This is a genomic window from Kluyvera georgiana ATCC 51603 (assembly GCF_001654985.1).
Classification (GTDB): domain Bacteria; phylum Pseudomonadota; class Gammaproteobacteria; order Enterobacterales; family Enterobacteriaceae; genus Kluyvera; species Kluyvera georgiana.
This window is the reverse complement of record NZ_LXEU01000091.1, coordinates 1-14330: the sequence shown is the minus strand read 5'-3', so window position 1 is coordinate 14330 and position 14330 is coordinate 1. Positions and strand designations below refer to the sequence as shown.

General features: G+C 52.9%; 12 protein-coding genes and 2 pseudogenes. 5 read left to right on the top strand and 9 right to left on the bottom strand.

All coding sequences use genetic code 11. From position 1 onward, the window contains the following. From M989_RS26340 to M989_RS22210, 4 genes are all read left to right on the top strand, one after another. Window positions 1-1282, top strand: a 1282-nt coding sequence (locus M989_RS26340) for an HNH/endonuclease VII fold toxin-2 domain-containing protein (protein WP_245191284.1), incomplete at its 5' end; no start/stop codon positions are given. A 9-nt stretch (window positions 1283-1291) separates the two neighbouring features. Continuing rightward, complete coding sequence (locus M989_RS25920; protein ID WP_064549004.1) at window positions 1292-2329, top strand: WD40/YVTN/BNR-like repeat-containing protein; 1038 nt, start codon at window positions 1292-1294, stop codon at window positions 2327-2329. 21 nt (window positions 2330-2350) lie between these two features. Beyond that, the gene (locus tag M989_RS24975) at window positions 2351-2800 is read left to right on the top strand and encodes a M23 family metallopeptidase (protein WP_083965190.1); all 450 of its coding nucleotides are present in this window, start codon (window positions 2351-2353) and stop codon (window positions 2798-2800) included. A 14-nt stretch (window positions 2801-2814) separates the two neighbouring features. Further along, window positions 2815-3303, top strand: a complete 489-nt coding sequence (locus M989_RS22210) for an adhesin (protein ID WP_245191283.1) — start codon at window positions 2815-2817, stop codon at window positions 3301-3303. A 129-nt stretch (window positions 3304-3432) separates the two neighbouring features. Here M989_RS22210 and M989_RS22205 read toward each other — a convergent pair whose 3' ends face one another. From M989_RS22205 to phoH, 5 genes and pseudogenes are all read right to left on the bottom strand, one after another. Then, window positions 3433-4443 (bottom strand): methionine ABC transporter ATP-binding protein, encoded by a 1011-nt coding sequence (locus M989_RS22205; protein WP_064549002.1) that lies wholly within the window; start codon window positions 4441-4443, stop codon window positions 3433-3435. Window positions 4444-4453: 10 nt separating this feature from the next. Then, on the bottom strand, window positions 4454-5227 hold the full coding sequence (locus M989_RS22200; RefSeq protein ID WP_064549000.1) for a MetQ/NlpA family ABC transporter substrate-binding protein: 774 nt from the start codon (window positions 5225-5227) through the stop codon (window positions 4454-4456). 21 nt (window positions 5228-5248) lie between these two features. After that, a pseudogene (locus tag M989_RS22195) lies at window positions 5249-5901 on the bottom strand (methionine ABC transporter permease). Between the two features lie 8 nt (window positions 5902-5909). Further along, a pseudogene (locus tag M989_RS22190) lies at window positions 5910-7132 on the bottom strand (SfnB family sulfur acquisition oxidoreductase). Window positions 7133-7415: 283 nt separating this feature from the next. Next, window positions 7416-8204, bottom strand: a complete 789-nt coding sequence (gene phoH / locus M989_RS22185; RefSeq protein WP_064548999.1) for a phosphate starvation-inducible protein PhoH — start codon at window positions 8202-8204, stop codon at window positions 7416-7418. 192 nt (window positions 8205-8396) lie between these two features. On the opposite strand from phoH, the gene M989_RS25715 reads away from it, so the two are divergent. Then, the gene (locus M989_RS25715) at window positions 8397-8558 is read left to right on the top strand and encodes a hypothetical protein (RefSeq protein ID WP_157093590.1); all 162 of its coding nucleotides are present in this window, start codon (window positions 8397-8399) and stop codon (window positions 8556-8558) included. A 302-nt stretch (window positions 8559-8860) separates the two neighbouring features. On the opposite strand, the gene efeB is transcribed toward M989_RS25715, so the two are convergent. From efeB to putP, 4 genes are all read right to left on the bottom strand, one after another. Continuing rightward, entirely contained in the window at window positions 8861-10135 is a 1275-nt protein-coding gene (efeB, locus tag M989_RS22175; RefSeq protein ID WP_064548995.1) for an iron uptake transporter deferrochelatase/peroxidase subunit, read from the bottom strand. Window positions 10136-10140: 5 nt separating this feature from the next. Continuing rightward, a complete protein-coding gene (gene efeO / locus M989_RS22170) occupies window positions 10141-11268 on the bottom strand; it encodes an iron uptake system protein EfeO (RefSeq protein ID WP_064548994.1) in 1128 nt (375 codons plus the stop codon). A 49-nt stretch (window positions 11269-11317) separates the two neighbouring features. Further along, window positions 11318-12151, bottom strand: a complete 834-nt coding sequence (efeU, locus tag M989_RS22165; protein ID WP_064548992.1) for an iron uptake transporter permease EfeU — start codon at window positions 12149-12151, stop codon at window positions 11318-11320. A gap of 381 nt (window positions 12152-12532) precedes the next feature. After that, complete coding sequence (putP, locus tag M989_RS22160) at window positions 12533-14041, bottom strand: sodium/proline symporter PutP (RefSeq protein ID WP_064548990.1); 1509 nt, start codon at window positions 14039-14041, stop codon at window positions 12533-12535. Window positions 14042-14330: the final 289 nt, after the last annotated feature.

The window sequence follows — 14330 nt, the reverse complement described above, 5'->3', positions numbered from 1 at the left end:
ACCGAATGTGAAATTTGAAGGACTGGAAGTGCCGCGCCATGAAGATATAATGACGCATAACCACGGTTCAACAGCGAATACGCCACCATCTTATTACATGGACAGTGCGAAAGTTGCCAAAGAGTGTGCAAAACAAAAGAAAAAAATGGAGGAGCACTGTAAACCAGATGAGCATCATCATCGAAAACGCAAAGGTATTCCAAAAGACCGGGAGAATGATAAAAATGATTCCTGGATTTTCGAGCATTGCGGACCGCTTATGCTTAAGCCTGGATTGAAACAATTTGATGAGTGGATAAATGAATGGGGGGATATTGATCGTTTGCTTGAAGATGCAAAAAATAAGCTGGAAAAGGAAGTTATTAAAAACATCGAAGAGAGAACAGATGATTTCTTAGGAGAAGCAATAAAAAAACAGTTAGGCAAAGGTATGCTAAAAAAACTCATACCTTACATAGGCTGGGTAATGACAGCCTGTGACGTGGTGGACGCAATTGAAGAATACAGCGAATTAAAGGACGAACTTAAAGAATTAAAGGAAATATTGGGCAAACAAAAAGAAGCCATTCAGACATTTCAAAAATATAAAGATAAAATCATAAACTTTGAAAAGCTATCCGAAAAAGAAAAAAGCTCCCTCGCTAATGAAATAATGGCTGAAACGCAGGCTGCTTATGCTTATGCGAATCGTTGTTTACGTGCCAGGAAATGTATGCTCGTTCCCTTTAGTAAGACCGACTCCCCCAACTCCTGGGGAGGAAAAGGATGCTGCCCGGGACAAACCGGACACCATCTGTTGCCTGATACCATGTTCCGGGATCTGGAGCAATCTGCGGCAGCCAGAAAGGTATGGAATAATGATCCCAGCCATCGGGATGAAAATGGAAAACTGAAAAGCAGAATGCCAAGGGATAAATACCCGACAAGAAAGTGTTGGGGGGACTATACAGAAGGTAAAGGCCCTACAATCTGCCTTGAAGGGAAGGATAATCACACAGGGTCGCATGGGATGATGCATGCGATGACAGGGAAACTAATAAGAAAAGAAAGTGTTGGGAAGGAAATGAAATATGAAACAGCCAGAAATATAGTTATTGATCAGGTTGCTGCAATGTATGGTTGTGATAAGTCATGCCTGAAAGCACAACTGGACAAAGCTTATGGAGATGCCTATACCTGCGGTGATTTGAATTCTGCAAGAGTAAATTCTGCTTCTGGTGAAGCTCAAAACCATAGTCAAGATAAAACTGAAACAGATAATACTGAAAATGAAGATAACTAAGGTGATAACATGATTATAGATGGAAGTATGTGGAAATTTTTTAAAAATTTTGATGTATATGATTGTACATACGGATTTGAACATGGCAGAGTTGGACTTTTGTTAATTGAAATTGTCGATGAAGATCATGAAGAGTATGATAATCCGTGGTATACCCCCAAGCAAAAACTGATTTCAATAGTTATCAATAACCCTCCAGAAAAACGTGTTTTCTCCATGCTTTTGGAGAACGTATCATTAGCAACCATATCTTCAGGTTGGACCCCCTCACAATCTGAATTTGTAATTTCCAGTACCGATCGCCAGGTCGTAAGCTATAAAACAAGGGAATACAAGGGGGTAGAGAATAGAATTGATATCCCCATTCCTGGCTCTTCTGATCTGAAACCTGCAATCAGCAAAGTTATCAGAGTAGGAGCCAGTGTTTATGCTATTGGTGGTGCTTTTCGGGTATACAAACGTATTACGCATCAGGTCTGGGAGGAGTGGTCAAAAACGTTACCTGTCCCGGATGGCTATATAGAGGGAAAAGCAGAGGCTATATCCCGGAGTTTATTTGAGGATTTATCTGGCTTTTCTGAATCGGACATGTATGCCGTAGGTGGAATGGGAACTGTTTATCATTTTGATGGAAAAAAATGGCAACAGATTGCATTTCCTACAAATAAGCTACTGTATACCGTTTGCTGCGGTGGTGATGGTTTCGTTTATATTGCAGATTTTGACGGTGCAATCTGGAAAGGCCGTGATGAAAAATGGGAAAAAATCATTAATGGCGCAATGAGTATGCCTTTCCTCGATATGGGATGGTTCGATGGGCGCCTCTGGTGCGCCAGCGATTATGGCATATGGGTGCTGGAAGATGAAAAACTTGTACTTGCCATGTACGCAAAACATAAACCAATACCACCCGAAGTAGCCGTTTTAAGTAAACGCATTGATGTTTCACCCGATGGTACCGTGATGATAGTGTGTGGTTCGCGGGGGGTAGCAATTTATAATGGCAATGAATGGAATGTCATGTTTGATTCAATGGAATTTGAATAACATACCTATCAGGCTGAAGTAATGAATAAAACAGTAGACGTTGAAATTATAAAACCACTGGTTCAGCAACATGCCAGAGATGGAAGTGCACGCAAACATGCTGGCTGTGATTTAATATTCCCTGTGGGGACACCTATTTATGCTGTTGCGGATGGCGTCCTGGTTCGTGGACCCTACTCCTTTTATTCTGGCACTTATGCCGTAGAAATCAGACATGGTAACCTTCTTCTTCGTTATGGCGAAATTGCTAATGGTTCATACACAGGAGGAAAATCTGTCAAAAAAGGACAAATTATTGCTAAAGTAGGGAGACTAGAAAGTGGTTCGTCCATGCTACATCTGGAGATTTATACCAACGCCGCATCTTCGGCCAGTCTTGCAACACGTGTAGGAGATTTCAGGAGGCGTTCTGATATAACAAATCCTGCACCATATCTGAATGAATGGAAAAATAATCTTCCCAAACCTTAATCTCCAAGGAATCGATGACGATGCTTAAAAATATAGTATTTCTCTTAGCTTTGATGCTATCTGGCATTGCTGGTTGTGCAGCAACCGAACCTGACAACATACTGTTGAATGACCTAAACGCTAATAATGTCGACATTGGTGAGGTTACTGATGGGGAGATTACTGATGATTTGAGGCACTCTACTTGTACTCTGAGCTTAGCCGACAATAAGGAAAAGGATTCCTATAACTATATTGAGGGTGCAATTTGCCCTGTGGGTGGAGAAGAGTGTACATACTCTGCCATCATGAAATTGAATGGAGAGATAACTATATTGAAGCAAATATCATCAGGAAAAAATACCTCAATATTCAAAAACAGAGACATTTCGGTCACTGTGGAACAGACTCCGATTGCAGAGTCAACAGAGGATGAGGAAGGAAGTGATATTAAAGCCGTTATCATCATCAAAACAAGAAACAGCGAAAAGAAATTTAATATGCTTGGATACTGCGGCGTTTAAAAACAAATCCTCTGGATAGTCTCATATAGGACATGAGGTTATGAGAAAAGCGAGAGCTGAAAATCATCGTAAAGCCGGGACTCAGGAAGAACTGGACTATGTGACACCACAGCCAGCCCCTCCCCGCCCCTACCCCGCGATTTGCATCGCAATACTGTCGGCCACCTGCTCCGCCAGCCGCAGCCGTTCCGCCGTAAGCGGTGCCGGCAGGCGAATTTTGAGTTGCCCAACCACCCGACCCTGAATCGGCTCGCAGCTGCTGTAAACCAGCTGAGCGCCGCCGCCCAGCACGCTGGCAATCTGCTGGAGATCCGGCCCGCGCCCGTTGGCGCCGTTAAAATGCAGCGTCAGCAGTTGCTGCCCCCGAGCGACAAACTCGACGTTTTCAACCCGTCCATGGTGCAATGTGCCTAACATCCCACGCGTAACCTCGTGCTGCGGGTCGCCAAATACGCGCCACACTTCACCCTGTTCGATAACGCGCCCCTTTTCCAGTACCGCGACCCGATCGCAGAGTGTGCGAATCACATCCATTTCATGAGTGATTAGAATAATCGTTAGCCATAGCCGCTGATTAATCTCTTTCAGTAAGCTAAGCACCGCCAACGTGTTCTCTGGGTCGAGCGCCGAGGTGGCTTCATCGCACAATAAAATCTCCGGCTGGGTAACCAGCGCACGGGCAATGCCGGTACGCTGCTTTTGCCCACCTGACAACCGCGCGGGCCAACTGTCACGCAAGGCTTCCAATCCCACTAATCGTAAAATATCGTCCACTCTCCGACGACGTTCAGCGGCAGGAATCCCGGCCATTCTCAGCGGCAGCTCGACATTCTCCGCCACTGTCTTCGTCGACATCAGATTGAAATGTTGAAAGATCATCGCCACACGACGGCGTAGATCCCGTAGCTGCCTTCGCCCATCCCCGCGAATGGGCACGCCATGAATCGCGATCTCTCCGCGATCGGCGCTTTCCAGACGGTTAAATAAGCGCAACAGCGTTGATTTCCCCGCACCGCTGCGCCCGATAATGCCGAACACTTCTCCGGCGTGGATATCCAGACTGATATCGTCCAGCGCCTGCACGCCGTTAGCGTAGGTTTTGCTGATGCCCTGCAGGCGAATATGCGGATGTTGCGTCATAGCCACTCTCCTAGAAACCGGGGGCGATCTTTCCCTGATACTTCGTCAGAATGAACTGGCGAACCGCATCGGAGTTGAGCGCTTTGGCCAGTTTCTGGATACCGGGGTCGTTAATGTTATCCGGGCGCGCGACGAGGTATTCGATATACAGGCTTTTGCCTTTCTCGACGATCAGCGCTTTATCGGTATCAATACCGGCTTCCAGCGCGTAGTTGGCGAAAATAAACGCCAGATCCACCTGACTCACCGCCCGGGCCAGCATGGCGCCTTCCAGCGGGCGAATCTTGAAGTGGTGCGGGTTGGCGGTGATATCCTTCTGTGTTGATTGCGGATCCTCCGGATGTTTCAACGTAATCAGCCCCGCCTCGCTCAGCAGCACCAACGCCCGCCCGGTATTGACCGGATCGTTAGGAATGGCAATGGTCGCCCCCTCCGGCAACTCGCTAAGACTTTTGTATTTCGTCGAATAAGCACCAAACGGCTCGATATGCACGCCGACCACCGGAACCAGATTGGTGTGGCGGCTCTTGTTGTAATCATCAAGGAACGGGCGATACTGGTAGTAGTTGGCATCCAGATTTTTTTCCGCCAGTTGCTGATTCGGCTGGATAAAGTCGTTAAAGACCTTCACCTGCAAATCAACGCCCTCCTTTGCTAGCGTCGGCTTCACAAACTCCAGAATTTCGGCATGCGGCACCGGCGTCGCGCCCACCACCAGCGTTTCGTTTGCGGCGGCAGAAAGGGAAAACAGCGCCAGCAACCCGGCAATCATCGTCTTTTTCATCATCTCACCCTGTCGGTATGGTTATTTTCGACTCATGCGGCGCACCAGGCGGTCGCCGCTCATTTGTAATATCTGCACCAGCGCAATCAGCAGGACGACCGTGACCGCCATGACGTCCGTCTGAAAACGCTGGTAGCCAAAGCGAATGGCGAGATCGCCCAGCCCGCCGCCGCCATGGAGGTGTAATCCACCAGCACAATCGCCGTGACGGTCACGGCGGCAATCAGACCCGAGCGTGATTCCGGCAGCAGCGTGTACCAAATAAGCTGCCAGGTATTGCCGCCCATCGCCCAGTTGGCTTCCACCAGCCCGTGATCGACCTCGCGTAGCGATGTCTCGACCAGACGTGCAAAGAACGGCGCGCAGCCCGCCACCAGCGGTGGTATCGTGCCCTGAACGCCCAGCGACGTTCCGGTAATCAGCGTGGTGAACGGAATCATCACAATCAGCAAAATAATGAACGGTAGAGAACGCATAACGTTCACCAGCAACGACAGCACGCGATGCAGCAATGGTGCATACAGCAGGCGCGGCTGTCCGGTCAGATACAGCAGAATGCCCAGCGGCAAACCGATCAGGATGGTAAAACCGAGCGCCCAGCCCAGCATGGTTAACGTATCGACTCCGGCTTCGGCCACGTCCCCCCAGTCAATCTCAGCGAGAAAAGCGAGCATGATCTCTCCTAGTTCCAGTCGTGACGCGCCGGAGCCTTGCCGTTGAGAACCCAGTTGCCAAGCAGGTGGTATTTCCAGCGCACAGGATCGTGCAGCGTGTGCACGCGGCCATTACGCCAGTGGCGATCGAAGTTGTAGCGTGGATGGGTTGAACGCGTTCCCCCCAGCTCAAACAGCCGTGAAGCGGCCTCCAGCGCGGCTTCGGTGGTAAAGATTTTGGCGCGCGCCACGGCGAGCGAAGCCAGCGCCACCGTCTTTCGCTCAAATGATGCTTATAACGGTCCAGTACCTTTCCGGCCTGCTCCAGCAGCGCTTCCGCAGCGGCAATGCGGCTGTCGAGCACGCCAATCTGGTAAATGGTCAACGGATCGTCGCCAGCGCGTTCCACGCCGGCATCAATCCACGGACGAGCAAATTGATTCACAAAACTGACGGTGTCGTTCAGCGCCGCACGGGCGATTCCGGCGTCAATCGCCGCCGTCGTCAGCTGCGCAAACGGCCCGGCCAGAGTTGGCGTGTCGTACGACTTCCAGCTCGCAATCAGATTGAACGGCTCAACCGGCAGATTGTCGACCAGCACCGTGCCGCTCGAGGTTGTGCGTTGCCCCAGACATGCCCAGTCGTTAACCACCGTCAGCCCCGGTGCGCGCCGCGGCACAAACGCCAGCTGCGCTCGCCCCTCTTCGTCCAGCGCCAGCACGCCCAGCCAGTGCGCATACAGAGAACCGGTGCAATAACCTTTACGTCCGTTGATACGCAGCCCTTCTGCCGTGCGGGTCAATCGGGTCTGGATATCCTGCACCGTCTTGCCGCCGGTTTCCGACAGCGCGTTGGCAAAACGGTGGCCGCTGAGCGCCAGTTCAAAGAAAAAGCGTCGCTGTTCGTCGCTGCCCTGCAGGCGAATATCTTCCAGCAGGCAGTAATGGTTTTGCGGGATTTGTCCCAGCGCCGGATCCGCCGCGGAGATAATCGCAATGACCGCCGCCAGCGTGGCAGCCGACACCTCCGCGCCGCCATATTCACGCGGAATGGTGATGCCCCACAGCCCACTGTTGGAAAAGGTGTCCACTACCTCTGGCGGCACAACGCCGCTGAGGTCGCGTTCCGCGGCGCCGGGCTGCAAATACGCGGCAATTTCATGGGCAATACTGATGGCTTCCTCATCGCTGGTGATGCGATAAGCATGAGGGGGGTGTTGAATATAATCTGGGGTATCCTGGGTTACTGGCATAGCATCATCTCTTTGATATTATCCGCGCGTGCCAACACAATTATCCGCTTGATATTTGTACATATCCTTTTCTGGAATGAATTATCGTGTCTTTACGCTGTTAAGTTATATCTGTTGATAGCAAGCTTTGCGCCAGCATCGATGGTCATATATTTCAATGAATTAGAGAGTGTGGGTGCCATCTGCGGTGTGAAATGCAACTGGCTTGCGCCGCGGCTGTCGCATTTGCAACAGCCATAAACAACAAAGCCCGGTTTCCCGGGCTTTGCAGACGTGACAACGGTTAGTAGTAGGCTTTCAGCGTACGCTGGCACAGCGCCGAACGTACGCAATCCTCTTTGGTGAATCGAACGATCCCGATCATCTCATCTTCTTCAAAACGCTCCAGCGCATCGCTAAGGCCAGACTGAACGCCGCGCGGCAGGTCACACTGGGTGATATCCCCGTTCACGATAACCGTGACGTTCTCCCCGAGGCGGGTTAAAAACATCTTCATTTGTGCCGCCGTGACGTTCTGGGCCTCGTCCAGAATCACCACCGCATTTTCAAATGTTCGTCCGCGCATATAGGCGAACGGCGCGATCTCTACCTTACCAATTTCCGGGCGCAGGCAATATTGCATAAAGGAGGCACCCAGTCGTTTCACCAGCACGTCGTAGACGGGGCGGAAATACGGGGCGAATTTCTCCGAGATGTCGCCGGGCAGGAACCCCAGGTCTTCGTCGGCCTGAAGGACGGGGCGCGTCACGATAATCTTCTCGACGTCCTTGTGGATGAGCGCCTCCGCGGCTTTCGCCGCGCTGATCCAGGTCTTGCCGCAGCCCGCTTCGCCGGTCGCGAAGATCAGCTGCTTACTCTCGATAGCATTCAGGTAGTGGGCCTGAGCGTCATTGCGGGCCGCAATCGGCGAGTGGTCACGGGTATCCCGCGCCATGCCTATCGCTTCCACACCACTCATCTGCACAAGCGAGGTGACCGATTCTTCTTCACGTTGTTTATGACTGCGTGAATCCCGTCTCAGCACACGTTTTGCTTCGCGACGAGCTTTGATCACTGCTTTTTGTCTTCCCATGGATAGCACCTTGAGTTGTTAGTTTACATCACACGCGCTAACGGCAGCGCGATTATGCGCACGAACGTCTGAGGTTTGGCTTCCTTGTAAGCCATAGCAACTGCCTGTCGAAATGACGCCAACGCACGGCTACGCGCACCGCGCATCGGGTCGGGAACTGCGAGTTGAATTTGATACAGGAGAAAATTTGAGGTGACGAAATCGCTGCCGGAGATGGGGCCTCCGCGCTGGATGGTGCGGGCTGTTGGTCTGTTGAGTCCAGTCAAGGACGCTACCATTCGCGATCTCCATAGTGAAACGGAAACTACCGCTTTATTTATTATTACATCTAAAACAACCAAAGATGCAACATGATATTTACATAAATTCAACGATAGATGACAGAGATAGCATCTGACACTTATATGACAGTTTTATATCAATCTGGGAGAAAATGGAAAAAAGGACTGATTTTTGGCGATATTTTGACATTTGGGGGGAATCCTGGGGCGCTTGCGCTCGCCAGGGCGACAAATGTGTGCCGTACATTGCCGGATGGCGGCGAAAACGCCTTATCCGGCCTATAAACACAAACCCGGCGTCGCGATGTGCGGCCGGGCGACAAATATGCATCGAACGATGTAGCCCGGCCAAGTGAAGCGCCGCCGGGACTGCACTCAGGCCAGCAACAATGTACTCCCCAGATAGCTCTGCTCCGACACCACGCCCGGCAGCACGAAGAAATACCCGCCGCCAATCGGCTTTACATACTCCTCCAGCGCCTCACCGTTCAAACGCTTCTGCACCGTCAGGAACCCTTTCTCAAGATCGTGCTGGTAGCAGACAAACAGCAGCCCCATATCCAGTTGCCCCGAGTTGGTGACCCCCAGCGAATAGCTATAGCCGCGACGCATCATCAGGCTCGACTGCGTCTCTTTAGTACGCGGGTTAGCGAGACGAATGTGGCTATCCAGCGCTATCACCTCACCGTGCGGATCGCGGCTGTAGTCCGGCACATCGTGCTCGTTGCGCATCCCCAGCGGCGCGCCGCTGTGCTTGTCACGGCCAAAGATCGTCTGCTGCTCTTTGAGCGGCGTGCGATCCCAGAACTCAACGTGGAACTGGATGATGCGCACCGCCTGGTACGAACCGCCCTTTGCCCACGCGGGCTCATCCTGATCGCCGGTTACCCACACCACCTCATCCATCAGCGGCTTATCGTGGCTGTCCGGGTTGGCGGTACCGTCTTTAAAGCCCAGCAGGTTCACCGGCGTCTCTTTGCCCTTGCTGCGCGCGGCGTGGTCGGAGATAAACCCTTCCCGCTTCCAGCGCACGCTCAGCAGATCCGGCGTGTGCTTAATAATATCGCGCAGCGCATGGATCACCGTATCCTGAGTATTGGCACAAATCTGCAGCAGCAGATCGCCATGGCACAGCGCCGCGTCCAGCGAATCGTTGGGGAAGCGCACCATTTTTTGCAGCTTCTTCGGCGCTTTATCGGCCAGGCCAAAGCGGCTGTCAAACAGCGAGTGTCCAACCGACACCGTCATGGTCAGGTTATCCGGGGCAATAAATGCCCCGAGAATGCCAGAATCCATCGGCGGCAGTCGCGGGTTCGGCGTATCCGGTGCGGGACCGCCCTTCGTGAGAAAGGCAATACGGTCGGTCAGCAGACGGAACAGGCGCTCAAGATCGGCCTTATCCGCCGCCAGCACATCAAACGCCACCAGCATCATCGACGCCTGCTGCGGCGTCAGCACGCCCGCCTGATGCTCGCCGTAAAACGGCTGCGTCTCCATGCGGCTATTAGCCACCGGCGCGTCGCTGTCCTTCGCCGCATGCGCTACCGGGCAGCCGCCGGAAATCGCCAGCGCGCCACCCAGCGCGCCGATCCCTTTTAATAAACGACGACGTGAAGGTTCATTCAGCTCGTCTGCGTAGTGCTTTGCCATCGTACTTAGTCCAGTCCCAGAATCCCACGCAGCTGCGCCAGATCTTCCGCCAGCGTGGTGATCGGCCCTTTCAGCGCATTACGGTCCGCATCGGTCAGCTTATCGTAGGTTTCAAAACCGTCTTTGGTACGATATTTGCCGAGGATACCGTCCACTTTCTTGAAGTTGGCGTCAACTTTTGCCAGCAGCGCGCTGTTTTCTTTTTGCAGCTGCGGACGCAGCAGGTCAACAATCTTCTGCGCGCCGTCGATGTTGGCCTGGAAGTCCCACAGATCGGTATGGCTGTAGCGGTCTTCTTCACCGCTGATTTTGCTCGCCGCCACTTCCTCAATCAGGCCAGCCGCGCCGCCCACCACTTTTGACGGCGGGAAGGCCAGCTCGTCGATGCGTTTTTGCAGCTCCAGCACATCGCTGTTCAGCTGGTCGGCATAGTGCTCCATCCCTTTGGTGCTGTTATCACCAAACAGCGCTTTTTCCAGACGATGGAAACCGGTGAATTTCGGATCCGCCGCTTTCTGCTCGTAATCGTCTTCACGGGCATCAATACTGCCGTCCAGGTCGGAAAATAGTTCGGCGATCGGCTCAATACGCTCGTAGTGCTGGCGCGTCGGCGCATACTGGGATTTCGCTTTTTCGATATCGCCCGCTTTCACCGCGTCGGTAAAGGCTTTGGAGCCCTGCACCAGCGCGGCGGTTTCCGCCGTCACATAGGTTTTATAGGCGGTGATAGCGTCGTTGAGGCTCAGCAACGCGTTGGTTTTCGCCGCATCTTTGGTGGCTTCGCCTTTCACGATCAGCTTGCCTTTCGGGTTGGTCAGCAGGCCGCAGGTCATGTCATATTCGCCCGGCTGCAGGTTGGCGGTCATCTTCTGAGTGAAGCCCGGCGCGATATTTTCGCGCTCTTCCACCACCATCACCCCTTTGAGGATCTCCCACTCCAGCGCCTTCTGGCTGTGGTTCTGAATGATAAACTGGGTTTTACCGGCGTTCACGGTGATGGACATCGGTTCGCACTGCTTGTCATTGACGGTGACTTTAACCTGCGGAATATCCGCAGCCTGCGCCATAAAAGCGGATGAGAAAAGCGCAGCAATACCCAACTGCAACGCGCTGCGGTGGAAGTTCTTAGTCATGGTCCATCCCTTTCAAAAGTATGTTGTCACTAAGCAACCGTTATCAGCCTTACGGGGCGATACGTGATGTTGAAGTCGTTACGCGCGGCGGCCAGAAGAACAGCGCCAGCGCCGGAATCAGATACAGGAAATAGACCGCCACTTCGCTAACGCTCGGCGCTTCCTGATAACCAAAGATGCCTTCCAGCAGGGTGCCAAAAAGCGAATGCGTAGTCAGGGTGCCGCTGAGATCGAAGGCGACGTCCTGGAAAGCGTTCCACAGACCAGCCTCGTGGAAAGCGCGAATGGCTCCCGCAGCCAGCCCTGCAGCCACCAGCAGAATAAAAAGGCTGGTCCAACGGAAGAAGACGCCAAGGTTGAGGCGAATGCCGCCCCAATACAGCAGAAAGCCCAGCACTATCGCTGTCGCCAGCCCCAGCATCGCGCCTAACGGCGGCCAGATGCCGAGATCCTGCTGGAAAGCCGCCAACAGGAAGAAGACCGACTCCAGCCCTTCGCGCGCCACGGCGAAAAAGACCATCATAATCAGCGCCCAACCGTGGTTGTTGCCCTTCTGCAACGCGTTATCCACCGCCAGCTCAAGCTGCTGTTTAACGTTGCGCGACACTTTGCGCATCCAGAACACCATCCACGTCAGAATCACGACCGCCACTACGGCCACCAGCCCTTCAAACAGCTCCTGCTCCTTTTGCGGGAACTCGCCGGTAGTCTCGTTGATAAAGATGCCTAACCCTAAGCACAGCGCGGCGGCCAGAATCACGCCAATCCACATTACCCCAATCCAGCGACCGCGCTGGGTACGTTTCAGATAGCTGGCAATCAGGCTGACAATCAGCGCCGCTTCCAGCCCTTCGCGCAACATGATGAGAAAAGGAACAAACATGCAAACACCCTTAAATGTGAAACGCCGTCAACTTTTGCAAAGACAGGTAAATGTGAGTGATAGTGATTATCATTAAGCAAAAAGGAAACACAAGCGAAATATGATGGAAATGATGACGAGATGTAAAAGAATAGCGGGGATATAGTTGCGTTAATTATCACTAGCGCGCTATAGCAATACGCGTAAAAAAACCCGCGAAGCCGCGGGTTTATGTAGGCCTGATAAGCGCAGCGCCATCAGGCAGCTCGGGGCAGATTGCCGGATGGCGGCGTGAACGCCTTATCCGGCCTACCGCGCTATGGTAATACACGTAATGTAGGCCTGATAAGCGTAGCGCCATCAGGCAATTCGGTGCAGATTACCGGATGGCAGCGTACAACCTTACTCTTGCTGTAAACGCGACGGCGGTGCAGAGTGGTAATGCGCATCCGCTTTGGCGAAGCGCTCCTGCATACTGGCCGACGGCGCTTTACCCAGCAGGCTGAACAGCACGATGCCAACGCTACCGAAGATAAAGCCCGGGATAATTTCGTACAGGCCCAGCCAGCCGAACTGTTTCCAGACGATAACGGTAGCGGCACCGATGATCATCCCCGCCAGCGCGCCGTTGCGCGTCATGCGTGACCACATGACCGAGAACAGTACCACCGGCCCGAACGCCGCGCCAAAGCCAGCCCACGCGTAGCTCACCAGGCCCAGCACGCGGTTTTCCGGATTAGCAGCCAGCGCAATCGCTACCAGCGCGACCACCAGCACCATCAGACGCCCTACCCACACCAGCTCTTTCTGGCTGGCGTTTTTGCGCAGGAATGCCTTGTACAGATCTTCGGTAATCGCGCTTGAACAAACCAGCAGCTGGCAGCTCAGCGTCGACATCACCGCCGCCAGAATGGCCGACAGCAGAATACCGGCAATCCACGGGTTAAACAGAATCTGCGCCAGCTCAATGAACACGCGCTCGGCGTTCTGGCTGACCGGGCCTGCGACAGACGGGTTATTCTGGAAGTAGGCAATGCCGAAGAAACCGACCGCCACCGCGCCTGCAAGGCACAGGATCATCCAGGTCATACTGATACGACGAGCATGCACGATGCTGTGGTGGGAGTCCGCAGCCATAAAGCGCGCCAGGATATGCGGCTGACCAAAGTAACCCAGCCCCCAGCCCATCAGCGAAACAATCGCCACGAAATTCAGCCCTTTGAGCATATCCACGTTCTCAATGCTCTTTTGCTTAATCACTTCCAGCGAATCACCCAGCCCGCCCACGGCAAAGATCACGATAACCGGCGTCAGGATCAGGGCAAAAATCATCAGGCTCGCCTGCACGGTATCGGTCCAGCTCACCGCGAGGAAACCGCCGATAAAGGTGTAGAGAATCGTCGCCGCCGCGCCGGCCCACAGTGCGGTTTCATAGCTCATGCCGAAGGTGCTCTCGAACAGGCGAGCGCCGGCCACAATCCCGGAGGCACAGTAAATGGTGAAGAACAGCAGAATCACCAGCGCGGAGATGATCCGCAGTACGCGGCTGTTATCTTCGAAGCGACCGGTGAAATAGTCCGGCAGGGTTAAGGCGTTGTTGTTGGCTTCGGTGTGGACGCGCAGACGCCCGGCCACCAGTTTCCAGTTGATCCACGCGCCCAGCGTCAGTCCAATGGCGATCCAGCTCTCTGAAATCCCGGCGATAAAAATCGCTCCCGGCAGGCCCATCAGCAGCCAGCCGCTCATATCAGAGGCTCCCGCAGAAAGCGCGGTCACGAAGGGACCAAGACTGCGGCCACCGAGAATATAGTCGTCAAAGTTTTTGGTGTTGCGCCATGCAAAAAAGCCAATGAGGATCATGCCAAAAATATAGACAAGAAAGGTCACCAGCATCGGTGTGCTTATAGTCATTCAACTCTCCAGAATTATGCGTCGGCAATATCCCAATTTGCCGTTTTTATCATTGCCGAAACGGGGCAATAATTTGAAGCGACCGTATCCTGACGGAAGCCGAATTTTTTCACAAACGATTTAACACCGCATTTACATTGAATGCACCAGGCCAGCGATAGCATTTTTCTATAGGTTGCACTCCCTCACGCTTTTTCGGGTTGCACCAAAAATAACTGTTAACTAGCGCATAAAATCACGCCTCACCGCGTATTGCTCACCGCCTTTATCATAAGTTTTGCCATTAACA

Excerpts from the sequence above, each read along its gene's own strand:
- M989_RS25920 (WP_064549004.1), top strand. The coding sequence starts at position 1,292 with ATGATTATAGATGGAAGTATGTGGAAATTTTTTAAAAATTTTGATGTA.
- M989_RS24975 (WP_083965190.1), top strand. The coding sequence starts at position 2,351 with ATGAATAAAACAGTAGACGTTGAAATTATAAAACCACTGGTTCAGCAA.
- M989_RS22210 (WP_245191283.1), top strand. The coding sequence starts at position 2,815 with ATGACGATGCTTAAAAATATAGTATTTCTCTTAGCTTTGATGCTATCT.
- M989_RS22205 (WP_064549002.1), bottom strand. The coding sequence starts at position 4,443 with ATGACGCAACATCCGCATATTCGCCTGCAGGGCATCAGCAAAACCTAC.
- M989_RS22200 (WP_064549000.1), bottom strand. The coding sequence starts at position 5,227 with ATGAAAAAGACGATGATTGCCGGGTTGCTGGCGCTGTTTTCCCTTTCT.
- phoH (WP_064548999.1), bottom strand. The coding sequence starts at position 8,204 with ATGGGAAGACAAAAAGCAGTGATCAAAGCTCGTCGCGAAGCAAAACGT.
- efeB (WP_064548995.1), bottom strand. The coding sequence starts at position 10,135 with ATGGCAAAGCACTACGCAGACGAGCTGAATGAACCTTCACGTCGTCGT.
- efeO (WP_064548994.1), bottom strand. The coding sequence starts at position 11,268 with ATGACTAAGAACTTCCACCGCAGCGCGTTGCAGTTGGGTATTGCTGCG.
- efeU (WP_064548992.1), bottom strand. The coding sequence starts at position 12,151 with ATGTTTGTTCCTTTTCTCATCATGTTGCGCGAAGGGCTGGAAGCGGCG.
- putP (WP_064548990.1), bottom strand. The coding sequence starts at position 14,041 with ATGACTATAAGCACACCGATGCTGGTGACCTTTCTTGTCTATATTTTT.